Below are 22303 nucleotides of genomic sequence, written 5' to 3' on the forward strand. Positions count from 1 at the left end.
TAGCGGTTTCCGTGATTCTTCCAAGACTAGAAGAACAGTTCGAGCTGGGTGCGGAATAATTTTACTTCATCTGTATTTCCAGTGTAAGACGACTCAGCATCAACATACAGAGTGGTCCACTTGGAATTTGTAACCGGTACGTACTCAAAACCTACTTCAAAACCTTTGTAACCGTTATCTTGGTTAAAAGTAGTTGCATAGGTAGCCGCTGTATCATTGTACTGCACCCATGCGCCCCAAGTGCCGGTGGTTGCGGTCTCAGCACCTTTATATTTCAGTTCAACACCATAAGAGGAATCGTCGTCAACGTCAATGTCAGCAATCGCATAGCTGCCTGTCAGGTTGAAATCAGAGGTCAGCTGATAGCCAATCCCGAATTCAGCAACTTTGAAATCTTCAGAACCAGCAACGTTGTCTCCCCAGATATGGTATGCGCCTTTAACAGACAGATCCTCAGTTGCGTCGTAAGAAAGCTCTACGCCGGTATAAGTCGGATTCACAAAGACATCATTAGTTTCTTTCTCACGGCCATAGTAGACATTAGCTTTGAAAGCGTCTCTCACAGGACAATTTAACTCCTTCTAAATAGCTATCCGCTACCAGACCGAATACCGGAATATAGGCGTAGCGACCAACGGTAAAGTTTTTGTTTTGCACATATAATTGGTCAAATTTGACCGTACCTTTCGTATCCTCAGACGAAGCTTTGAAATCTTCCGCAGTTTCCAAACGAGCGAACAGCTTCCAGTCCTCGCCAAGAGCTGCTTTGGCATCTAAGCGGATACGGAATGTTTGAGCATCAGTTGAGGTATCATTCTCGTCCTTGGAGTTGTCATAGCGCAGACGGACATTACCACCAAAATCAACGCCATCGCCAGGAGCGGCGAAAGCGGTTGCGGCCAGGCCGAACACGAATACGAACGCCAGAGCTAATACAAGAGTCTTTTTCATGTGTTTGCCTCCTTAGGTTTTTGTTTATGTTTGAGTCATGAGCCTAAGAAAGGAAACTTCATAGAGTATCCATGTTTCCTCTATATGTTCCTGTCAAAGAACTCATATCTATAAACCTACTGCGAAAACCGGTCGGATACCTAAGGTTGCACCTCCTTCCTTCCCTTCCGGACTCTTCGGTTATAGATCATAAGTAACGAGACGTTCAGGGTGAACCTTCACGATCTCATAGACATGATATTCTATACGAGACAGGTTATTCCTGCTGAGATCTTTCAAATCTTTCTAATTTTTTTCTTAAAATTTGCGCTATTGCCGGGAAATACTGCTACTGCCTGACTTTGCAGCCTAAGAATCAGTCAGTTTTGGCGATCCGCGTCAAATAGCGTTCGGCTAAAATCACTGCTACGTATCCGTCCACCGGTTCGGGCGGCATCTGCAGGCCAAGGGGGATGAGACGGCGCAGGCCGGCGGGAGGATTTTCCCGCCAGTAGCGGCGGCGGGCTTGTTCGGTGGTATGGGCTTCATCGATGATGGTGATGATCCAGGGTTTGGGGGGCTGATGAGTTTCCAGCCTTTCCCGGGCCTGACGGTGGGATGTACCGTTGCCTAAAACGATATGGCGGGTATGATATGTATGGGCGGCGGCAAGGGCAGCCGGTCCCAGTTCGACGGATGGCACGACCTGCAGAAGCACAGTTCCCTGCTCTTTGTCCACTACCGCCAGGCCGCATTTATCCCGGCCGGGGTCTATGCCGATGACACACTGTAGCATGCACTTCACTCCCATGGTTTTTAGCAGGGGTTGAATCCCCCAATCCCCTGTCGCCGCGGCGAGATCCCCTTTAGTAAGGGGGACATGAAGGCGGGTGAGAGATGTCCCAGCTATTATTTCGTTATTGTTTAGAGTATTCCTGCCGGTTTTTGCATAAAAAAAGGAACGCCCGCGAGGGCGTTCCGGAGATGATTCTGAATCATTCGGATGAATCGTTTCTTAGAATTTGACTTCAACGGTAGCGATGCCGCGACCGGCCAATTTATCGCCGTCTTGGTCTTCGAAATCTTGGTATTTCAGGCTCAGGTTGGTGTTCTTGGCGATGCCTTTGTCAAATTGGTATTCCATGCCTTTGAAGCCAGTGTACTGAGCATCATAGGAACCGTTGGTGTTCAAGGTAGAGAAGGCTGTCAGGGCGCCTTCTTCTACATCACGGTAGGTAGCCGACAGACCCAGTTTGTTGAGTTTGACGCCATAGGCCTGAGCCGCAGCGTCTGCATCATTGTTTTTGAAGTATTCAGCGGAAGCAGTGACGCCTTTGAGCAGTTGGGCAGTAGCCTGGCCGCCGTAGATTTCTTCGTCGGTGCTGCTATTGTTCAGGTAATCGGCGGTCAGCTTGACACCCATCAGGTTCATGCCGTATTCAGCGCCGTATACCCGATCCCAGGTCCGTTCATCGATTGCGGTGTCGTTGGCGGCATTCTTAGTGACGTTGCCGCCGAAGACTGTCAGGTTGCCAATCTTGCTGGCAATGGCGTTGGCCTGAGCATCCATGAGGAAGCCGGATCCCAGTTTAATGTCCTGACGGCCCACGGTGTTCGAGAGACCAAAGGTGTTAAAGTTTATATTCGCGGTTTCCAGGGAGATTCCCTTACCGACGCTGTCGGCGTCAGCATTGCCGCTGGCAATACGGGCGTTGAATTTCATGTTGTCATTGATTTTGCCGTCGAAGGTCAGACGGGCACGGTAATCGGTTACATCGTTTGCTTTTTCGATGTTGTGATAGCGAACGCGGGCGGTACCGGAGATTTTGACCATGTCGTCCACTTTGTTTTCCAGGCCGTCCACTTTTACGCCCAGGTTGATGAGCTCAGTGGCAAACTCTTTCGACAGAGAATCAACGGTTTCTTTTTGTTCGTCGTTCATGGATTTGGTCATGGCGTTGGCAACGACCTGAGCCATTTCGTAACGGGTCATGGTCTGGTTGCCGTTGAATTTGCCGTCATAACCTTCCACGACACCGGCCTGAGCCAGATCGTTTACGGCGTTATAAGCCCAGTGGCCCTGGGGAACATCGGAGAAAGGATTGGCGAAGGCAGGAACGGCGAAAGCGACTGCGAGAGCAGTGGTAACAGCTGATTTCAAGAGTCTCTTTTTCATCGAATATGCCTCCTAAAGCAATGTTGTGTTCAGCGGGTGTTGCCACCGATACAGAAAACGTTGCCCGGGGATGACTCCGGCAAGAGTGGCCGTGTTGCCTCATGCCTTTCATCCAACCTGCTCTGATTTCTGCAAAACCTGTCGCGTTTCACAGGTTTTATATTTACATAATTCGACGAACATGTTTACATTCCTTCTTTACATCGACCTGAAATATTTGGAATTTATCAGATGTTTCGCCGAATTCATCTAGAGAATATTAATTATTTTATTTACATAATATATTCTCTATTATTATCTATTTCGCCAATATAAAAAAGAATCCTGCCGATCGGCAGGATTCTACCCAGGCAAATTCTGGGCTGACTGGAAAAACACAATGCAGTTTTTAATCGTTAGAGGGGGACGACAGCGTTCTTACCTTAATTTCTATCTGCAGGGGTCCGATGGTATAGATGTCTTTGGTGGCTATTGCCGACAGCTCCAGCGTGTCTCTGGACCGTTTGACTTTATTGACGGTGTCGAAGAGATGGGAGCCACTGACCACTCCCACGGTTCCCTGAATGGGATCAGGCAGGATGCCCTGTTTAATGGCCTGGGCATTCACCTGCTGCAGGAAGTTCAGCACCAGTTCTTCGGCCTTCTGTGGGTCCCGGTCCAGAGAAATTTCTTCGGAGTATACTTTGGCGCCTTTGGCATAGACAAGGTAATTGGGGAAAAGGTCTAACTGAGCCACTACCGGTTCGCCGTAAACAGTATTGCCGGCTGCCGATACCCGCACCACATAATCCTGGGACGAATCAGTCAACTGGCGTACGACTTTGTTGAATTCATTCTGAGAAACCCAGATGGCATCGATGTTTTTGTCCCGGATGTCCATTTTTGCCAGTACATACAGGTTGGTCTGCGCCAGGGCTTTTTTCAGGGCCTCTTCCACATCCGGCTGTTTCTGACCGCCTTTGATGGCGGCAGCCGATATGGCTTCGCCGGCTCTGAACAGAATAGATCCTTCCCTGACGGTCTGTATCCCTTGCTTCAGGGTGTTAGCCACTTCGTTCAGCCGGCTGACTTCTTGTTCCAGACCGGCTTTTTCCCGGTTGAGGGCGGCGACCCGTTTATCCAGCTGCTGCTTGGTTTCCTGCAGTGTCTTCACTTCCTGCCGGGACTTTTCCAAGTCCCGGCGGCTGGCAATATATTCGGCATTGAGTTTTTCCAGCGCCTGAGCGGCTCTGTCCCGCTCGGCGGCTACGGTTTTTAGCTCCCGGACAATGGTTTGCAGGCGTTCGGTGGTTTCCCGGACTTTAGTCGAAAGGGTAGAGTATTCAGCGTTTTTCTCCGCCAGGGCCTTATGACTGGCAGCCAGTTCCACGTTCTGGGTTTCGACCTCATGAGATAAAGCAGTAAGTTCGGTGCGCAGGGCTTCCATGCCGAACAGGGCTGTACGCACGTAATTGGAGGTCAGGGTCAGAACGCCCAGGGTGCAGGCCGCAATGAGGATGCCGGTGACAATAGTGACCAGAATGGAGGTATGCTTAGGACGCAGACCAAAGACCGTCAGTTTGCGTTTGCCGACCTTGCTGCCGATATGATCGCCGATGTAAGCGATCATCCCACCCATAATCACCAGGGTAACTACCAGGCCAATGCCGTAAATCATAAGCATAACCTCCTTCCATATCTCTATCGTTTCGAATCCGGGGCCGTTCAAAAAGGTTCAGATGCTAGGAAGGTCGAGGACGCGCATGAGACTGTACGTTCGGGAGGGTACGTCGAATGCGCGCCCGGAAACCTGACAACGCAGATGGGCCTTTTTCAACGACCCTATCTTGATGCTTTATAAATGAGCCATACCCCCGCTGCAATACAAGCCAGGTTCGGAATCCAGGCCGCCAGCATCGCCGGAATGGCGCCGCCCTGGCCCAGGGCGGTGGTCACAGTCATGACGGTATAATACATGAAGATGATGATAATGCTGATCCCCAGTCCGATAGAGGAACTGGAGCGATGGGGCTGCAAACCCAGGGGGGCGCCGATCATGGCGAAGACAAAGCTGGCCATGGGTACGGTCAGGCGCTGGTGCAGGGCTACTTCATAGCGGCTGGCGCTGACATACTCGCGTTTCAGAGCCTTGATGTGCTGCTTGAGTTCCTTGATGGACATTTCCTCGGCCTTCTTTTGGCCGCGGCTGATGGCCTGGGGATTTTTATTCACCGGCATGATCTGCTCGTTAAACTGCAGGGAACGCTGGACTTTGCCATCCGGGGCCAGTTCATAAATAACGCCGTTATACATGGTCCACTGGTTGCCCTGCCAAACAGCCCGTTCCGCGCTTTCCACCCGGACCAGCTGGTTGTCTTCAAATTCCTGAATGGTAATATCATACATGGTGCTGGTTTCGCCTTCAAACTTGCGGGCGTAGGTCAGCCGCTCGATCCGTTCCCCGGACACATCGGGAATGACGATATGGTCCTGGGAGCGGGGTTTGGCGTTTTTTTCAATTTCATATTTCACCAGATTATTATAGGCCTCACTGGAGCGAGGCACAACCAGTTCACTGAAAGCCGTGGAAAGCAGGCTGACAAACAGGGCGGCAATGAACACCGGCGCGGTCAGGCGGTAAAAACTCAATCCTCCTGACTTCATGGCCGTGATTTCACTGGAACCTGACAACCGGCCAAAGCTCATCAGAGAAGCCAGCAGCATGGACATGGGAAAGGTCAGCACAATGATTTCCGGCAGGCTGTAGACAAACAGCTGGGCTACTGTGCTGGCCGAGGCGCCGTATTTGGTCACATACTGAGCGATCCGGAACAGAGTGCCCGAACCGATGAATATGCTGGAGAAGCTGGCCACGCCAAAAATAAACGGCCCGAATAATTCTTTTAAAATATATTTGTCTAATATGCGCATGGGAACCTCTCCCCCAGAAATTTTCTATTCCCAAACCCATCTACAGCCTCGGATCGTTCAAAAAGGTCCAGATGCCAGGCGCGACGAAGGACGGGCATGAGACTGTGTACGTTCGCAGGGTACGTCGAACTAGAAAGATGCGAGGCATCGTGAGATCAGGAGGAAAGCATGTCGCTTTTCGGCGTAATCACAACAAAACTACCTGTTGCCTATGAACCCGAAAAGGGACGCTTTCTGAATGAGCCCGCCCACAGGAGGCTGAAGTGATGCAGATGGGCCTTTTTCAACGATCCCCTACAATGTAAAATTCTCTCCTAGATAGAACTTGCGGGCTATATCACTATGGGCAATGGTATCGCTGTCGCCCGAGATCAAAATCTGACCTTGGTTGAGGATATACGCCTTGTCCACAATACTCAGAGTTTCTCGCACATTGTGATCGGTGATCAGGATGCCGATGCCCCGCTGCCGCAGGTAGCTGACGATATCCTGGATATCGGCCACTGCCAGGGGATCGACCCCGGCGAAAGGCTCGTCCAGCAAAATAAAATAAGGATCATTGCAGAGACAACGGGCGATTTCTACTCGCCGCCGCTCGCCGCCGGATAGCTGGGAGCCTTTTTGGCCGCGGATATGAGTGATATGAAACTCCTCCAGGAGACTCTCCATCTTTTCTTTCTGCTCCGGGCCTGTCAGTTTGGTGGTTTCCAGGATGGCCAGCAGGTTGTCCGCCACCGTGAGTTTGCGGAACACCGAGGCTTCCTGGGGCAGATAGCCGATCCCGTATTGGGAGCGGCGGTACATGGGCAGAGCCGTAACATCCTGGTCATTTACCATGACCGAACCGCTGTCGGGTTGCTCCAGGCCCACAATCATATAGAAAGTGGTAGTTTTGCCGGCGCCGTTAGGGCCTAAGAGCCCGACAATCTGGCCCCGGTCCACCCGCACGCTGACTCCGTTCACGACCTTACGGCCTTTGAAGGATTTCTCCAGATTTTTCGTTTCTATATACATATCCGTATTCATATCCGTCTTCATCCTTTACATGCTGCCTGGGATCAGAGTCAGCCTGGTACGCCCGGCGGCGTCCATAGCCTTGTCATCCAAATAGAGGGTAATAGCCTGGCCGATTACGGTGTTGCCTTGCTGAACAGCTCTGGCATTGCCGGTCAGGACCACTTTCCCCTGCTCCTGGGGCCTGGGGGCGTAATAAGCCGCTTCATCGGCGCGGGCTTCCAACTCCCTGGCATCGCTGAGAATATGCACATCGCCTTTGGCCACTGAGCGGCCATCACCGGCAAAGTTCTCAATCCGGTCAGCGGTAATAACGCTGTCGGCAGTGAGCATTTTGGCACCGCCAGTGGCAATAGCGTATTGCCGGTCAGGAAAATATTCGAGCTGCGGCGCGTAGAGTTTGTCGGCTTCTTTGGTCATGACCACATTACCGGAAGCAAGCAGGCGCTGATTATTGTCAAAAGACTGAATTTGACTGGCCGTAAGCCGGGAGCTGCCCTGGACGGCTTCTACGCCGCCGTTTATAACTCCCTGTCCGGTCTGGGTATTGTATACAGCCGTCTGGCCGGTCATCACCAAGTTAGCTTGCATCACTTTGACTCCCCGGCTGCCGGATGCACTCATCATGCCGGTCTTGGCGTTATATTCAATCACATCGGCTTCTAATGAAAAGGGGGACTGCTGGGCATAAGCAGCTGAGAACAGGCTTGCCGCTAAAAGAAAGGGCAGCAGATAGAGGGCGAGTTGTCTGGTCCTTTTCATTGTCAGCTGCCTCCTTTCATGGCTTTGGCATTGCCGAGGACCCGGGTGAGTTCTGTATTCAGGTCGCTTTCCAGCTTATCGCCGGTGATGACCGTATCGCCCCGGATCAGCCGAACGCCGCCGGTGGCGAAAAGACAGCGGATGTCATTTTTAAACTCAGCCAGAGGCGCCATGAATGTGGCGCCGTCGGGAGACACGGCTTTAATGTCTCCCTCCAACTGTATATTTTTCGTTGTCGAATCCAAAATTCCTTTTCGCGCTTCCAGAGTCACTATTGTGCCGTCTTCCCGGTGAAAAACGGCGGTCAGATTGCCAAAGTAGACTTTTTTGTCTTTGGCGCTGATCTGAATATCGTCGGATTTCAGCTCCCACAGCTTCCTGCCGTCTTGCTCCTCAACGATGGAGGCGCCGCCGAACTTCAGGTCCGGCTGCTCTTTCACGACGGTCTCATGCTGGATGATCTCGGGTTTTTCCTCTCTGGCAAAATAGTAGATAATCCCGCCGATTAAAACGACGAAAACAGTGGCAACGGCGATCATGGATTTTTTCACGAGGCCGCACCTGCTTTCTCGCCGGGCGGCTGAGTCCGCCAACGTTTTTGAAACCACAGCCACTCACCAGGGTACTCGCGGATGACGCTTTCGATGATGCCTGACATGCGGCGGGAAAACCGCTCTACATCACCGGTTGCATCGCCGGTGCATTCAAAAGACTGGGGCGGCTGCACCAGAATCCGGTGTCCGCCGTCCGCATTGCGGACAATAAACGCCGGGATCACCGGGCAGTTCAGTTTACGGGCAAAGATGGCAATGCCGGTATGAACCGAGGCCATCTTGCCGAGGACTTCTATAAACAAACCATGTCTCCCTGCATCCTGATCGGAGAAAAAGCCGATGACTTTTCCTTGCTTTAAAGCCCGGGCCACGCCGACCACGTCGCTGGTGCCCTTGCCAAAGAGTTGGATGCCGGCCTGACGGCGGTATTCGTTGATAAGAGAAGTCACCTGTCTGCTGCTGGGCTGGGGCTTGACAATACTGGCAACCGGGTAACCATACAAGGCTAAACCGGCGCCGAGCCATTCCCAGTTTCCCAAATGGGCGGCCAGGACGGCAACACCTTTCCCCTGAGCCAGAGCCTGATCCAGGTAATGGCGGTTTTCGATCTGGATATACCGGTGGATATTGTCTTTATTTAATGCCGGCAGATAGAGTATCTCCAGCGCGGTTTGCGCCAGGTGAATAAAAAGCTGCCGGATCGTCCTGTCGGCTTGGTCCGGCGATAGGTTCAGGCGCTCCCTGATCTGGTCTATCGCCCGTAGGCGCTGGCGGGCGGCGGCAGCATAATATATCCGTCCGAGAATTCGCCCGAGGGTCAGTACAACCCGGTAGGGCAGCAAGCACAGAAGGCGGCTGCATAGTTTCAATATATAGTAAGACACATGGCATCACCTCCAAAAGGGGGGCTACTGACGGGTCAATACTGGACCGGTACCGCGATATTCCTGTACTACCTGATCCCATTTTCCCTGGTTTTTCAGGATGAACTCGATAATTTCCCTCACGCCGCCCCGGCCGCCTTGTTTGATGGCCACATAGTGGGCGGCGGCTTTGACTTCCTCCACAGCGTTGCCGACGGCGCAGGCCAGGCCGACCCTGGCCATGACCGCCAGGTCGTTTAGGTCATCGCCCACATAGGCGGTTTCGTCCGGGATCAGGCTGTGCTTTTGCAACAGTTCCTCATAGGCCGTCACTTTGTCCATAGCGCCCATATAGATATCAGTGATTCGGAGTTCTTCTCCCCGGCGGCGCACCATACGGCTGTCGCGGCCGGTAATGATCGCCGTCCTGAGTCCGGCTTTGTGGGCGGCGTTGATGCCTAAGCCGTCCTGGGAATGAAATACTTTCAGGATCTCGCCGTCCTGGCTGAAGATCAGCTGGTTATTGGTCAATACGCCATCTACGTCAAAAATCAGAAGTTTGATCTGACGGGCTTTTTCCCATGATTCCATTATACCACTCCCTGACGCAATAAGTCAGTAAGGTGAATCATGCCAATCGCCTGGCATTCTTTGTTTACAACCGGCAAAACCGTGATAGGCCTGGGTTTATTGGTCTCCATCATCCTCAGGGCTTCGGCTGCCAATTTATCCTTGGTAATGGTGCGGGGGGTACGGGTCATGAGAGTATCCACCGGTTTATCCAGGAAGTCATGGCCTTTCTCCAGGCCACGCCGGATATCGCCGTCAGTAATCAGGCCGACCAGGCGGCCCTGGCTATCCACGACAGTAGTGGCTCCCAATCCTTTGGCTGTAATAATGAACAGCGCCTCTTCCACGGTTTTGTCCAGGGTGACAGTAGGATTGTCTTCGCCCTGATGCATGACATTCTCCACGGTCAAGAGGAGCTTGCGGCCCAAAGCACCGCCGGGATGGAACAAAGCAAAATCTTCCGGCCGGAAGTTTCTGACCGACAGCAGGGCCATGGCCAAGGCGTCTCCCATGGCCAGGGCGGCGGTCGTGCTGGACGTGGGGGCTAACCCCAGGGGACAGGCCTCGTGAGTCACCGACACATCCAGGAGGATATCGGCATTCCGGGTCAGAGTGGACTCCTCCCGGCCGCACATGGCGATGATCCGGGCGCCGATTCGCTTTAAAGCCGGCAGAATGCTGAGCAGCTCATGGGTTTCACCGCTGTTGGAGATGGCAATGACAATATCGTGGGATGTCACCATGCCTAAATCACCATGGATACCTTCCGCCGGATGCAGAAAAAAGGACGGCGTACCAGTGCTGGCTAAGGTGGCGGCAATCTTTTTGCCGATATGACCGGATTTACCCATGCCGGTGACCACTACCCTGCCATTGCAGGCCAGGATCATCTCCACCAGTGAGATAAACCGGTCATCAAGCCGCGGAATCAGAGATTCAATCACCTCAGCCTCAATTTTCAGAGTCTGGCGGGCTTGTTCTATAATATCCATACTGTTCCTCCTCATTGCAAGGGGTTACTTATGGCGGCGTACGACTGCATCCAGTGCCAACACATCTTGCAAAAGATCTTCCAGTTGATCCAGATAGAGCATATTCGGTCCGTCCGACAGGGCTTCGGCCGGGTTGTCATGGACTTCCATGAACAGAGCGTCAATGCCGATGCCGACGGCGGCGCGGGTTAAGTAAGAGACAAACTCCCGCTGGCCGCTGGAGGTGGTTCCGGCGCCGCCGGGAAGCTGTACGCTGTGAGTGGCGTCAAACACTACCGGATAGCCGAGAGAACGCATGATGGGTAAAGAACGCATGTCCACCACCAAATTATTATAACCGAAGCTAAAGCCCCGTTCGGTCAATAAAATCTTCTCATTGCCGGCTTCGCGGATCTTGGCAATGACGTTTTTCATATCCAGGGGGGCCAGGAACTGGCCTTTTTTCACATTTACAACCCTGCCGGTCCTGCCGGCGCTGTAGACCAGATCGGTCTGCCGGCACAAGAAGGCCGGAATTTGAAGAACATCCAGTACTGCCGCCGCCGGTTCCACCTGGGTGATATCATGGATATCGCTCAGGACCGGCACGCCCAGTTCTTTTTTAATGAAATCCAGGGTCTCCAGACCGTCTTTCAGGCCCGGTCCCCGGAAGGACTGATAAGAAGAACGGTTGGCCTTATCATAGGACGCCTTAAAGATGTAGGGGATGCCAAGACGGTCAGCAATGGCTTTAATGCCCCTGCCGATTTTCAGGGTCCGTTCCCGGTCTTCAATGACGCAGGGTCCGGCGATCAAAGCGATAGGATTTTTGCCGCCGATTTCTATTTTGCCGACATGGACTGTATTCATAAAATTATACCCCCTCATTAAATTAACAAACTACTTTTTCTTCTACCATCCCTAGCCCGTTCGAAAGGTTCAGATGCTAGGTGAGAGAGACGCTCTACGTCTCCGTACAGTGAAGAATTCAGATGACTTTTCACACATGAGGGATCATCTGCTATATATTACTTTCTGAAAAGTCATGAATTCTGATACAGCGCTACGAGGACGCGCGCGAAAGCTGTACGTTCGGGAGGGTACGGTGAGCGCGCGCCCGCAGGAGCAACAACGCAGATGAGCCTTTTTCAACGGGCTCTTAATAAAGCATTCACTTTAGCCAGGTCCTCCGGCGTATCCACTCCAACCGACTGAAAATCCGTCTCCAGCACTTTGATCCGGTAACCATGCTCCAAGGCCCGCAGCTGTTCCAGGGACTCGGCCTGTTCCAGAGGGGTGGCGCTGAAAGAGGCGTAACGGAGCAGGAAATCCCGCCGGTAGGCGTAAATGCCGATATGTTTGTACCACGTGGTATTGCCGGATGCCGCCCGGGGATAAGGGACCAGGGAGCGGGAAAAGTACAGGGCATAACCATTGAGATCTGTCACTACTTTTACCACGCTGGGAACCTGGTATTCGGATTCCGCCAGGCGGGTTTTCAGTGTTGCCATCAACAGGTCAGGGTCCCGGTCAAAAGCAGCAGCCAGATTATCAATAACAGAGGGTTCAATCAGCGGCTCATCCCCCTGGACATTGATGACGACATCGAAATCGGGAAAACTGACGGCAACTTCAGCCAAACGGTCAGTACCGGTAGGATGAGCTGGCGAGGTCAGCATGACCTGTCCGCCGAACTGTTCTACGGCCTGCAGCACCAGGGAATGATCGGTAGCCACCAGCACCCGGTCAGGGCGTTTGGCTAAACTGACCCGTTCATAGACATGCCGGATCATCGGTTTGCCGGCAATATCAGCCAGCGGCTTGCCCGGCAGCCGGGTCGACGCGTAACGGGCCGGGATAACGCAAAGAATCTTCATGGATCATAGCCTCCTAAAGGAGATGAGATATATTGCAAGACTCATCTGCAGCCTCGAACTACAACGCAGATGGGCTCTGTTCAACAACCCTCTTCGTTTAGAACCTTTCGAATCAACTTGGGCAGTTCAGTTTCATCCCCCAGGATTTGGACTTCAATCCCCAGGATATACATCGGCAGGGATCGATGGGAATGAACGAATTCGGGGGGAACCTTGACCGCATCTTTCTCGGTGGTAATCAGCGCCTGAGCGCCGCATTCCCCGGCTTTTTCCATCAATTCCTGCATATCCAGCATGGAGTAGCCGTGATGATCCTGAAACCGTTTGGCGGCCACCAGGTCAAGGCCGACGCTCCGGATGGTCTGTTCAAAGGAAGAGGGATTGCCGATAGCGGAAAAGGCAAAAACTTTGTGGTTTGTCAGTTGATCCAGGGGGATATGGCTGGCGCTGGCATCTTTATACCAGTCGGCGATTTCGATAAAATACTGAGGTTGATGCACACTTTCCAGCACCAGGGCGTGATCATTGTATCGGGCCAGAGTTTCTTTCACTTTATCCCGGGCGCCGGGCTTAGCCTGGTCCACCTTGGTCAGGAGAAAAACATGGCCCCGGTCCAGATTGGGCAAGGGCTCCCGTAAGGTTCCCCGGGGCAGCAGACAATTGTTGCCAAACATATTCACGGTGTCAATCAGTACGATGTCCAGGTCTCTGGCCAACTGCCAGTGCTGATACCCGTCATCTAAAATGATGACCTGGGCCTTGAGCTCTTTCACAGCGTAAGCGCCGGTAACCGACCGGTTTTTGCCGATCACCACCGGCACGCCAGGCAGGCTTTTCGCCAACAGATAGGCTTCATCACCGGCTTCCTGAACGGTCATGCAGATATTCCTGCCGTCAGATACCAGACCGACCTCATCCCGCCAGGAAGAACGATAGCCCCGGTTCAGGATTACCACCCGGTAACCCATGTCCCGGATGACAGCGGCCAGCCGCTGGGCGGTGGGAGTTTTGCCGGTGCCGCCTACCGTAATGTTTCCCAGACAGAAGACGAGGCAGGACAATTTATGCTGTTGCAAGATCCCCAGGCGGTACATAGCCAGGGTGATCCAGACTATGCCGCCGTAAAACCAGGACAAGACGCGAAGACACCCCAGAAGCAGCTTATTGGCCAAGCCGCCCTGTTCTCCGTGTACCAACCGGTATAAATATTCCTGTACCGCATCTTTTCTCTGGTGCATCTGTCAGCCCTCTGTATTAGAAAGTATCGCGTCATACGCCCATGATCATAAAAATTCTTAGTCCGATTGAGTCTTCCCCGCCAGCATTTCTTGCAAGTGCCTGGCATTGCGCCGGGCAGCGCCGCGGTTTTCATTAACCACCGTCAGAGAATTTTCTCCCATCCGGCGCCGCAGCTCCCGGTCAGCTAATAGCCGTCCGATCGTGTCCGTCAGCTCCTGCTGGTTATGAACCGTCAGGCAGCAGTCCCGGCCGGTCAACAAGGCATAAATCTCTTTGAAATTGAACATGTGGGGCCCTACCAGGACCGGTTTGCCATGAGCCGCCGGCTCCAGGATATTGTGCCCGCCATGGGATATAAGACTGCCCCCGACAAAAATGATCTCACCGATAGAGTAAACCTTCCCCAGTTCTCCGATGGTATCCAAAATAATGATATCCGGGTCCGGCCGGTCGTCAGGCTCTTCTGTCAAAGCCGTGCGCTTGGCGACGACCCAGTTTTGCTGCTGAACCAGCAGGCGAATCTCTTCCGCCCGGGAGATCTCCCGGGGCGCCAGGACCATCTGCAGTCCGGGACAATCCTGCCGGGCCTGCAAAAAGGCTGCCAGCAGCATTTCTTCCTCCCTTTTATGGGTGCTGCCGGCCACGATCACCGGCTGATCCGGGCGCAGCCTGAGCATACGGCAGATTTCCTGCTTTTGTGCGGTTGTAATTTCCGTGTAGGTCTGATCAAACTTGGTGTTGCCGCCCACCACCACTCGCCGGGGATCGGCCCCTAATTGGATGATATGCTTGGCATCAATATTTGATTGCATAGAAAATAAGCGGATGCCGGACAGCATGTCGGATAGAACCTTTCCCAAATAGTGGTAGCGCCTCACGCTTTTATCGCTGATCCGTCCGTTGACCATCATGACCGGTATGTCGTGTTGGCGCAAAGCGGCCAGGAAATTAGGCCACAGTTCGGTTTCAACCATGACAAAGGCCCGGGGTTGAATCCGGCTTACGACCTTATTGACAATCCAGGGCAAATCCGCCGGAAAATGAATGATCACATCAGCTTCCCCACCAATAATATTGTTCGCCATCTTATAACCGCTGGCGGTCAGTACCGACACCAGCACCGGATAATCCGGCATCAGACGTTTGATCTCTTTGACAATCGGGCTGGCGGCTACCATCTCGCCGACAGAAGCCGCGTGGACCCAGATACAGCGCCGGTTCTTCAATTCTTCCAGTTCCTGTACGGAGAAAATGCCTAAGGACTGCCGGACCCGGTGTCCAAAGCCTTTTTCCCGTCTGACCAGCCGGAGCAGAAGGAGCGGCGTTGCCAGCAGGATCAACACGATCAACACTATATTATAGATTAACCACATGCCAGATACCCCGTTTCCCTGTCTGCTACTCGGCGAACTGCACTTTGTACAGCTTATCGTATAAACCGCCGGCGCGAATGAGTTCCTCATGGGTACCCGTCTCTACGATCCGGCCTTTTTCCATGACAATAATAATATTCGCCCGCTGAATGGTGGACAGACGATGGGCAATCACCAGAGAGGTCCGTCCCACCATTAGTTGATCCAGAGCTTCCTGGACCAGTTTTTCGCTTTCGGCATCCAAGGCCGAAGTAGCCTCATCCAGGATCAAAATGCGGGGGTTTTTCAGGATAGCCCGGGCAATAGCAATCCGCTGCCGCTGTCCGCCGGATAGTTTCGAGCCCCGGTCGCCGATCTGGGTGTCATAGCCTTCCGGCATCTCGCTGATAAATTGATGGGCGTTAGCCGCCTTGGCGGCCGCGATGACCTGTTCTTCCCCGGCCTCCAGGTCGCCATAGAGGATATTTTCATACACAGTCCCGTTAAACAGGACTGTTTCCTGCGGGACGATGCCGATCTGCTGGCGCAGTGAGGCCAGAGTCACGGTCTTAATGTCAATACCGTCAATCATCACCTGACCATCGGTGGGATCGTAGAAGCGGGGAATCAGGTTGGCGATAGTCGATTTTCCGGCGCCGCTGGGTCCCACGATAGCTACCATCTGTCCCGGCTTGACGGCGACTGAAACCTGATTCAGGACCAGTTCACCAGGTTTGTAGGAAAAATTCACATCCCTGAGAGCCACATGACCTTCAATGCGAGGCAGCACGGTGGCGTCAGGGGCATCCTGGATATCGGGCTCGGTATCCAGCACCTCAAACACCCGCTGGGCCGCAGCCAGAGCCTTTTGAATGTTGGCATATACCCGGGTCAGGCGCTTGATGGGATTGGAAAGATTCACGGTGTAAATCAAAAAGGCGATTAAAGCGCCGGAGGTCAGATTGCCGTTGATAACCTCCAGGCCGCCGTACCAGATGATGATCGTCACCCCTAATGCCGCCAGGAACTCAATCAGCGGCGTTAAGGTGGACATTAACTGGACTACTTTCATCTGAGCCCGGAAGTTTCTGTGATTTTCCTGGCCAAACCGTTCAATTTCATAGTCTTCCCGGGAAAAGGACTTTACTACCCGGATAGCGGAAATGGTTTCCTGGAGCACCGCGGTGATGTCCGCTGCCCGTTCCTGGGATATCCGGCCGGCGTTGCGCAGTTTTTTGCCAAACACATTAATCGCGTGGGCTACTAAAGGCAGGGTGATCAGAGTCAGCAGGGTCAGTTTCCAGTGGAGGTACAGCATGGCCCCCAGCGATCCAAAGAGGATCACTGATTCAGTGACCATGTCAATGACATTTTCCACCATGGCGTTCTGCAGGGCGCTGACGTCATTAGTAACATAGCTCATGATGGTCCCGGTTTTGCGGGATTCGTAGTAGGAAAGGGACAGTTTCTGCAAATGGCGATAGACTTTCTGGCGGATATCAATAATCACCCTTTGCCCGATACGGGACATCAGGTAATGCTGTCCGAAGAAGAATATGCCGCGCAGCAAATACACAAACACAATACCGATGGCAATGGTATTCAACATGTCCATATCCCGGTCGGCCAGCACTTCGTCGATTACGCTTTTAATGATCCAGGGCACGTACAGGTTGGCTGCCGAAGCCATAATAATGCAGACAACGGCCAGAGCAAACCAGGGAAGATATGGCTTCACATGATTGATCAAACGCAGGTACAGTTTCACTCTCTTACCCCCTCCCGGTTCACCCGGGCTACGGTCAGCACCGTCTGAGCCACCCGCTCCACAGCGCCTCTCTCCCCTAATTTTTGTCGCACCAGGGCCAAATCAGCCAGAACCTGAGTCCGTTTTTCGCCGTCCGCCAGAAGCGGCTGCAATTGAGCGGCAATTTCCTCCGGCCGGGCGGCATCCTGAACGAGTTCCGGAATCACCTGCCGGCCGGCAATGATATTGGGCAGACCAATGTGGGGGATCTTGACCAGCCATTTGCCCAACCAGTAAGTCAGGAAGTTCAGCCGATAGATAATCACCGACGGGACGTTCATCAGGGCGGCTTCCAGGGTAACAGTGCCGGAAGCGGCAATGGCCGCCTGACTGATTTGCATCAGGTCATAGATATTGTCCCGGATGGTCTTCACATTCAGGGAATACTGGGCCAGCATCCTTTTTATCATATCTTCCGGAATGGTGGCGGCCACGGGAAGGTAATATTGAACGCCGCTTACCGTCTGGCTGACGATAGTCGCAGCCTCCAGCATCAGCGGCAGCAAATTTTCGATTTCCTGGCGACGGCTTCCCGGCAGCAAGAGTACAACCGGCTTGCCAGAGTCGGCGTCAAAATAGCGATAGGCTTCTTCCTTCGGCATCGATGGCCGTACAATATCCAACAGGGGATGACCGACAAATTCCACATCCGCCCCGACCTCCCGGTACACATCCGCCTCAAAGGGAAAGATGGCCGCCACCTTGCTGACAGTTTGGGCTACTTCCCTGGCCCGGCCTTTACCCCAGGCCCAGGCTGAAGGACTGATATAGGAAATGATGGGAATGCCTTTTTCCTTGGCCACTTTGGCCAGTCTCATGTTAAAACCGGGATAGTCAATCACCACCAGCGCGTCGGGCCGGCGCTCATCCATGGCGGCAGCCAGCTGGTCCCGCAGCCGAAACAGCCGGGGCAGGCTTCTGATGACCTCGACGACGCCAATGACTCCAAGGTCGGCAATATCATAGAGAATTTCGACCCCGGCTTCCCGCATATGTTTACCGCCCATGCCGAACAGCCGGCAGTCCGGGGCTATGGTTTTAAGCGCCCGGGCCACAGCAGCGCCATGAAGGTCGCCGGACGCCTCGCCGGCGGAGAGCATGATGTTCAGCATACCTTACCTCCCAATAATGAGTCTGTGTCAAAAGGCCCGTCATGATGCCAGGGGATCTTTTGCATCAGTCTCGTCGCAAAACATAGAAATACACAGAGACATGGATAACACCAGTCAGTCTAGTCATAGTGTAACTCGCTTCTTGGTGTCTCTATGCCTCTGTGATAAAATTTACATGGCAACGACAGTTATAGAATGTTGGTCGGCCAGGGCCAGCACTTCCTCTTTGTTCACCAGCAGGACTTTACCGGCCTCCATTACCAGCGCTGCAACGCCGGCTTCGATCATGGAACGGAGGGTATCCGGGCCGATGCCCGGTACGTCAAACCGCTGGTCCTGCTGAGGTTTAGCGGCTTTCGCCACCACTGCCCCGCCCCGGCCCAGGGCGCCGCCCCGCCGGATGCAGGCGTCAGTGCCTTCGATGGCTTCTACTGCCAAGACAGCCTGGTTTTTTACCACTACCGTTTGTCCAATGTCCAGACGGCCGATTTCTCGGGCCATCTTTAAACCGAATTCCATATCGGCCTGTTCGGCGGCAGTAGGCTTTCTCTGGCTCAAGACTCCCGGCGCCGGCATTAGAGCCCGGATCAGGGCCGTTTGATCCAGCACGCCGATCCCTTCCGCCGCCAATTCCCGGACAAACCCCAGCATGATCGTATCATCGCTATGGTCTTTCAGTCCGGCCAACAGCCGTTTCACCCGGTCGTCCAGCTGGACCTGCCCGGTAAACATCAGTTCCTTGGTCACCTTGCCCAGCATGGTGACCTCACTGACCCCTTCCGCCTTTAAGGCGGCAATGATGGCAGCCAGCTGGCCTACACTGATTTCATGATAACGGTCCGCCGCAGACGCTAAATCCCGGTCAACGCCAGGCAGAAGCGCCACAGCAACCACAGTAAAGCCCATACCGCGAGCGGCACGGGCAAATTCAACCGACAGACGTCCCACGCCTGCCAGCAGCCCAATCGTTTTCATCCGGTATCTCCTTAAAAGTAATGCTTGCCAAGCCTGATTTATTCTTCGGTAATGTCCCGCCTGCCGCCGCGGCAGATACCCCGTTCGGCATTGCGCAGGAATCGCAAAAGATGTTCAACTTCTTCACAGGATTCCAGTTCCTGTTCCATTACATCAATGGCCTGAGCCAGGCTGTAGCCGGAACGGTACAGGATCTTGAAGCCTTTCTTCAGGTTACGGCGAGCCACTTCGCTCAAACCTGCCCGGGACATGCCCACGTTATTCAGGCCTCTGACTTTTGCCGGGTGTCCGTCAACGATGACAAAGGGCGGAACGTCCTGGACAATCTTGGAGGCGCCTCCGATCATGGCGTTGCGGCCGATCTTGACGAACTGATGAACACCGGTCAATCCGCTGATCACCGCCCGGTCTTCCACGATAACATGGCCGGCGAGAGTCGCCGCGTTGGACATAATCACATGGTTGCCCACGATGCAGTTATGAGCCACATGAGTGTAAGCCTGCAACAGGCAGTTGCTGCCGATGCGGGTCTCCTCGCCTTCGCCGGTAGCACGGTTTACCGTGGCAAATTCACGAATTTTGGTATTGTCGCCGATAAAGACATAGCTCTTTTCGCCTTTGAATTTAAGGTCCTGGGGTTCAGCGCCAATCGAGGCCCCCGGGAAAATCACGCAATTCTTCCCAATACTGGTCCAGCCATCTATTACAACATGGGCGCAAATTTGAGTGCCCTCACCGATTACCACGTTTTCGCCGACGACAGCATAGGGTCCCACTTCCACATCCTTACCCAGGCGAGCATTAGGATGAATGACGGCAGTTTCATGAATCTTACGAATAGGTATAACCACCGATGATTCCGGTTTCATAATGATCCTCTCCTTACTATTGCTTCCGCTGCTCTTTCTACATCATATAGTCCGGTACTGCCTTTCCATTTTCTCCTGACTAATTCGTCCATATCACCGCGAAATTAACCATTATTGCGGATTATAATTAATTATCGTTTCTAAACAACGAATTATGTCAAAATATCATGAAGTATGTCCCGGAACCAGAGCGAACATAAACTCGGCTTCCGCCGCCAGTTCATTGTCAACAAAAGCTTCAGCCCAGATCTTGCCGGTAGTTCCCCGGACTTTGATCATTTCAGCTACCATCCGCAGCTGATCACCGGGCACTACCGGCCGGCGAAACTTAACTTTGTCCATACCGGCAAAGACAGCCAGCTTGCCGCGGTTTTCTTCCGGATACAGCATAGCCACGCCGCCGACCTGAGCCATAGCCTCCAGGATCAGCACCCCCGGCATAATCGGGCGGTGAGGAAAATGGCCTTGAAAAAATTCTTCGTTGTCCGTGACGTTTTTGATACCTACTGCCCGTTTCATCGGCTCAATCTCCAGGATTCGGTCAATGAGCAAAAAGGGATACCGGTGGGGCAATATTTTTTTAATATCCTCAATATATAACATTACCGAACAACCTCCTCATCAGTATTGGCAGATAATATAATTTCCCTGGCCAGCGCCGTGTTCAGTTCATGACCGGATTTAACGGCCACCACATGGCCCCGCAGCCGTTGTCCGACTAAAGATAAATCGCCAACCACATCCAGAATTTTATGCCGGACCAGTTCATCCGGGAACCGCAGAGGATTGATCGCCTTTCCTCCGTCATAAAGGACGGCGTTTTCCGGGCTGCCTCCCAGGGCCAGCCCCTTTGTCTGCATCTCGGCTATTTCATGCATGAAGCCAATGGTGCGGGCCGACGCAATCTCCTGCAAAAAAATTTCCGTGGTGATTTCATAGTCGCCGAACTGAATGCCAATTTGCGGATGAAGAGAAGTAAAGGTGATGCGAAATCCGTCGTAAGGCAGTATGGCAATAAATTTATCGGGATAACGAACGATGAATGATTGCTTCAGGTCATAAATGCGTACCGGCCGGTCCTGTCTGACCAAGCCGGCAGAGCGAATCAGTTCGATAAAAGGCAGAGAGCTTCCGTCCGCTACCGGCGGTTCTACCGAATTGATCTCCACCAGACAATTATCCAGCCCGACAGCATAGCAGGCAGCCAGTAAATGTTCGACAGTAAACACTTTGGCGAGTCCGTCCTCCAGAGTAGTCGCCCGCATAGTCTGAGTCACATTGCCGGCCCAGGCCTTCACCCGCGGTTGTCCCGGCAAATCCACCCGGATAAAAACAATGCCGGTATCGGGTGGCGCCGGAAGTAAAGAAATTGTCACATCCTTGCCGGAATGCAATCCAATGCCGGTATAGGATGCGGCTTTTGCGATGGTTTGCTGCATGAATATCCTCCTGAGCGTATTTCTACATATATGCACATTATACAGCAAATTCTACCGCAAAATCAGAATTCCCGCAAGTATTCCCTGTTATTTCTCAGACTATACCTGCCTCAACCTGCCGACAGTAGTAGTGTTCTGGTATTCGATCAGTTCCTTGTATTTCCCTCCCACGTCGGATTGGGGAGAGATAAAGACCTGATCGGGAGGGCCGGTCTCCACAATCCTGCCTTGATCCATGAGGATAATCCGGTCGGCTGCGTGGAGGGCAAAGGGCAGTTCGTGAGTAACTACCAGCATAGCGCTCTTATGATAGCGGGCCAGTTCTTCCATGACCACCAACACTTCCCGCACGATCATCGGATCTAAGGAAGCTGTCGGTTCATCCCACAGCATGAGAGGCGGTTCCGCGGCAATGGCCCTGGCAATCCCCACCCGCTGCTGCTGTCCTCCGGATAATTCAGAGGGTTTACGTTCGCTCAATTCCCTCAGCCCCACCTTGTCCAAGGCATCCAGAGCCTTGTCATAAGCTGTTTCCCGGGGCATACCATCCATCACCAGGCCCAGCATGACATTTTCTGCAGCAGTCAGACGCTGAATCAGATTAAAATGCTGAAACACAAAGCCGATCTTTTTCCTGGCTTGCCATAATTGGGGTTCTGTCATCTTCAGAATATCGCTTCCCTGAAATAAAATAGAACCGGCATCCGGCTCCACTAGCCGGTTCACTGCCCGGACAGTGGTGGATTTACCGCAGCCGGAAGGCCCCATCATCACAACCGTCTCCCCCTCTCTCACCTCCAGAGAAAGATCGTCAACGGCGACCAGTGTGCCAAAGCGCTTAGTGATGTGATGGATGGACAGCATGAATCATTACTCCTTCCAA

At 53.1% G+C, this 22303-nt stretch carries 23 protein-coding genes; all 23 read right to left on the reverse strand.

Features of this window, described 5'->3' with window-relative positions; genetic code table 11:
* Window positions 1-26: 26 nt before the first annotated feature.
* Entirely contained in the window at window positions 27-563 is a 537-nt protein-coding gene (locus ALO_RS14785; RefSeq protein WP_004097305.1) for a hypothetical protein, read from the reverse strand.
* Complete coding sequence (locus ALO_RS14790) at window positions 541-951, reverse strand: hypothetical protein (protein WP_004097307.1); 411 nt, start codon at window positions 949-951, stop codon at window positions 541-543. Before ALO_RS14790 ends, ALO_RS14785 begins: the two co-directional genes overlap by 23 nt.
* 355 nt (window positions 952-1306) lie before the next feature.
* Complete coding sequence (locus tag ALO_RS14795) at window positions 1307-1726, reverse strand: RuvC family protein (protein WP_004097309.1); 420 nt, start codon at window positions 1724-1726, stop codon at window positions 1307-1309.
* A gap of 219 nt (window positions 1727-1945) precedes the next feature.
* Entirely contained in the window at window positions 1946-3106 is a 1161-nt protein-coding gene (locus ALO_RS14800) for an S-layer homology domain-containing protein (protein WP_004097311.1), read from the reverse strand.
* A 388-nt stretch (window positions 3107-3494) separates the two neighbouring features.
* Entirely contained in the window at window positions 3495-4763 is a 1269-nt protein-coding gene (locus ALO_RS14805) for a DUF3084 domain-containing protein (RefSeq protein ID WP_004097313.1), read from the reverse strand.
* Window positions 4764-4927: 164 nt separating this feature from the next.
* Window positions 4928-6016, reverse strand: coding sequence for an LPS export ABC transporter permease LptG (gene lptG / locus ALO_RS14810; protein ID WP_004097315.1), 1089 nt, complete (start codon window positions 6014-6016; stop codon window positions 4928-4930).
* A 294-nt stretch (window positions 6017-6310) separates the two neighbouring features.
* Window positions 6311-7030 carry an LPS export ABC transporter ATP-binding protein gene (gene lptB, locus ALO_RS14815; RefSeq protein ID WP_040293568.1) on the reverse strand — a complete coding sequence of 240 codons (720 nt, stop codon included), beginning with the start codon at window positions 7028-7030 and terminating at the stop codon, window positions 6311-6313.
* Window positions 7031-7057: 27 nt separating this feature from the next.
* On the reverse strand, window positions 7058-7792 hold the full coding sequence (locus ALO_RS14820) for an LptA/OstA family protein (protein WP_004097320.1): 735 nt from the start codon (window positions 7790-7792) through the stop codon (window positions 7058-7060).
* Window positions 7793-7794: 2 nt separating this feature from the next.
* The gene (lptC, locus tag ALO_RS14825; RefSeq protein WP_004097327.1) at window positions 7795-8343 is read right to left on the reverse strand and encodes an LPS export ABC transporter periplasmic protein LptC; all 549 of its coding nucleotides are present in this window, start codon (window positions 8341-8343) and stop codon (window positions 7795-7797) included.
* On the reverse strand, window positions 8340-9230 hold the full coding sequence (locus ALO_RS14830; protein ID WP_004097329.1) for a lysophospholipid acyltransferase family protein: 891 nt from the start codon (window positions 9228-9230) through the stop codon (window positions 8340-8342). The genes lptC and ALO_RS14830 overlap by 4 nt, the downstream gene beginning before the upstream one ends.
* A gap of 24 nt (window positions 9231-9254) precedes the next feature.
* A complete protein-coding gene (locus ALO_RS14835; RefSeq protein ID WP_004097331.1) occupies window positions 9255-9800 on the reverse strand; it encodes a KdsC family phosphatase in 546 nt (181 codons plus the stop codon).
* A complete protein-coding gene (locus ALO_RS14840) occupies window positions 9800-10771 on the reverse strand; it encodes a KpsF/GutQ family sugar-phosphate isomerase (RefSeq protein WP_004097332.1) in 972 nt (323 codons plus the stop codon). Before ALO_RS14840 ends, ALO_RS14835 begins: the two co-directional genes overlap by 1 nt.
* A 24-nt stretch (window positions 10772-10795) precedes the next feature.
* Window positions 10796-11620: a 3-deoxy-8-phosphooctulonate synthase gene (gene kdsA, locus ALO_RS14845; RefSeq protein ID WP_004097333.1), complete on the reverse strand. Its 825-nt coding sequence runs from the start codon at window positions 11618-11620 to the stop codon at window positions 10796-10798.
* Window positions 11621-11898: 278 nt separating this feature from the next.
* Window positions 11899-12627 (reverse strand): 3-deoxy-manno-octulosonate cytidylyltransferase, encoded by a 729-nt coding sequence (kdsB, locus tag ALO_RS14850; RefSeq protein WP_004097334.1) that lies wholly within the window; start codon window positions 12625-12627, stop codon window positions 11899-11901.
* A gap of 80 nt (window positions 12628-12707) precedes the next feature.
* Window positions 12708-13865, reverse strand: a complete 1158-nt coding sequence (gene lpxK / locus ALO_RS23240; protein ID WP_004097335.1) for a tetraacyldisaccharide 4'-kinase — start codon at window positions 13863-13865, stop codon at window positions 12708-12710.
* 57 nt (window positions 13866-13922) lie between these two features.
* The gene (locus ALO_RS23245) at window positions 13923-15239 is read right to left on the reverse strand and encodes a 3-deoxy-D-manno-octulosonic acid transferase (protein WP_004097336.1); all 1317 of its coding nucleotides are present in this window, start codon (window positions 15237-15239) and stop codon (window positions 13923-13925) included.
* 25 nt (window positions 15240-15264) lie between these two features.
* A complete protein-coding gene (gene msbA / locus ALO_RS14865) occupies window positions 15265-16986 on the reverse strand; it encodes a lipid A export permease/ATP-binding protein MsbA (protein ID WP_004097337.1) in 1722 nt (573 codons plus the stop codon).
* Window positions 16983-18137, reverse strand: coding sequence for a lipid-A-disaccharide synthase (gene lpxB / locus ALO_RS14870; RefSeq protein ID WP_004097339.1), 1155 nt, complete (start codon window positions 18135-18137; stop codon window positions 16983-16985). The genes msbA and lpxB overlap by 4 nt, the downstream gene beginning before the upstream one ends.
* A gap of 171 nt (window positions 18138-18308) precedes the next feature.
* Window positions 18309-19112: an LpxI family protein gene (locus ALO_RS14875; protein WP_004097340.1), complete on the reverse strand. Its 804-nt coding sequence runs from the start codon at window positions 19110-19112 to the stop codon at window positions 18309-18311.
* A 38-nt stretch (window positions 19113-19150) separates the two neighbouring features.
* Window positions 19151-19981 (reverse strand): acyl-ACP--UDP-N-acetylglucosamine O-acyltransferase, encoded by an 831-nt coding sequence (lpxA, locus tag ALO_RS14880; RefSeq protein WP_004097341.1) that lies wholly within the window; start codon window positions 19979-19981, stop codon window positions 19151-19153.
* A gap of 165 nt (window positions 19982-20146) precedes the next feature.
* Complete coding sequence (gene fabZ / locus ALO_RS14885; RefSeq protein ID WP_004097342.1) at window positions 20147-20584, reverse strand: 3-hydroxyacyl-ACP dehydratase FabZ; 438 nt, start codon at window positions 20582-20584, stop codon at window positions 20147-20149.
* A complete protein-coding gene (gene lpxC / locus ALO_RS14890; RefSeq protein WP_004097343.1) occupies window positions 20584-21420 on the reverse strand; it encodes a UDP-3-O-acyl-N-acetylglucosamine deacetylase in 837 nt (278 codons plus the stop codon). Before lpxC ends, fabZ begins: the two co-directional genes overlap by 1 nt.
* Window positions 21421-21519: 99 nt before the next feature.
* On the reverse strand, window positions 21520-22284 hold the full coding sequence (locus ALO_RS14895) for an amino acid ABC transporter ATP-binding protein (RefSeq protein ID WP_004097344.1): 765 nt from the start codon (window positions 22282-22284) through the stop codon (window positions 21520-21522).
* Window positions 22285-22303: the final 19 nt, after the last annotated feature.

Source organism: Acetonema longum DSM 6540 (assembly GCF_000219125.1).
GTDB classification, from domain to species: domain Bacteria; phylum Bacillota; class Negativicutes; order Sporomusales; family Acetonemataceae; genus Acetonema; species Acetonema longum.

Coding starts and splice junctions, on each gene's coding strand:
- ALO_RS14820 (WP_004097320.1), bottom strand. CDS start 7,792: ATGAAAAGGACCAGACAACTCGCCCTCTATCTGCTGCCCTTTCTTTTA.
- ALO_RS14800 (WP_004097311.1), bottom strand. CDS start 3,106: ATGAAAAAGAGACTCTTGAAATCAGCTGTTACCACTGCTCTCGCAGTC.
- ALO_RS14895 (WP_004097344.1), bottom strand. CDS start 22,284: ATGCTGTCCATCCATCACATCACTAAGCGCTTTGGCACACTGGTCGCC.
- ALO_RS23245 (WP_004097336.1), bottom strand. CDS start 15,239: ATGTGGTTAATCTATAATATAGTGTTGATCGTGTTGATCCTGCTGGCA.
- ALO_RS14840 (WP_004097332.1), bottom strand. CDS start 10,771: ATGGATATTATAGAACAAGCCCGCCAGACTCTGAAAATTGAGGCTGAG.
- ALO_RS14805 (WP_004097313.1), bottom strand. CDS start 4,763: ATGATTTACGGCATTGGCCTGGTAGTTACCCTGGTGATTATGGGTGGG.
- kdsA (WP_004097333.1), bottom strand. CDS start 11,620: ATGAATACAGTCCATGTCGGCAAAATAGAAATCGGCGGCAAAAATCCT.
- lpxB (WP_004097339.1), bottom strand. CDS start 18,137: ATGCTGAACATCATGCTCTCCGCCGGCGAGGCGTCCGGCGACCTTCAT.
- lptB (WP_040293568.1), bottom strand. CDS start 7,030: ATGTATATAGAAACGAAAAATCTGGAGAAATCCTTCAAAGGCCGTAAG.
- ALO_RS14790 (WP_004097307.1), bottom strand. CDS start 951: ATGAAAAAGACTCTTGTATTAGCTCTGGCGTTCGTATTCGTGTTCGGC.
- lpxK (WP_004097335.1), bottom strand. CDS start 13,865: ATGCACCAGAGAAAAGATGCGGTACAGGAATATTTATACCGGTTGGTA.
- lpxA (WP_004097341.1), bottom strand. CDS start 19,981: ATGAAACCGGAATCATCGGTGGTTATACCTATTCGTAAGATTCATGAA.
- fabZ (WP_004097342.1), bottom strand. CDS start 20,584: ATGTTATATATTGAGGATATTAAAAAAATATTGCCCCACCGGTATCCC.
- ALO_RS14875 (WP_004097340.1), bottom strand. CDS start 19,112: ATGAAAACGATTGGGCTGCTGGCAGGCGTGGGACGTCTGTCGGTTGAA.
- lpxC (WP_004097343.1), bottom strand. CDS start 21,420: ATGCAGCAAACCATCGCAAAAGCCGCATCCTATACCGGCATTGGATTG.
- ALO_RS14835 (WP_004097331.1), bottom strand. CDS start 9,800: ATGGAATCATGGGAAAAAGCCCGTCAGATCAAACTTCTGATTTTTGAC.
- kdsB (WP_004097334.1), bottom strand. CDS start 12,627: ATGAAGATTCTTTGCGTTATCCCGGCCCGTTACGCGTCGACCCGGCTG.
- lptG (WP_004097315.1), bottom strand. CDS start 6,016: ATGCGCATATTAGACAAATATATTTTAAAAGAATTATTCGGGCCGTTT.
- ALO_RS14795 (WP_004097309.1), bottom strand. CDS start 1,726: ATGCTACAGTGTGTCATCGGCATAGACCCCGGCCGGGATAAATGCGGC.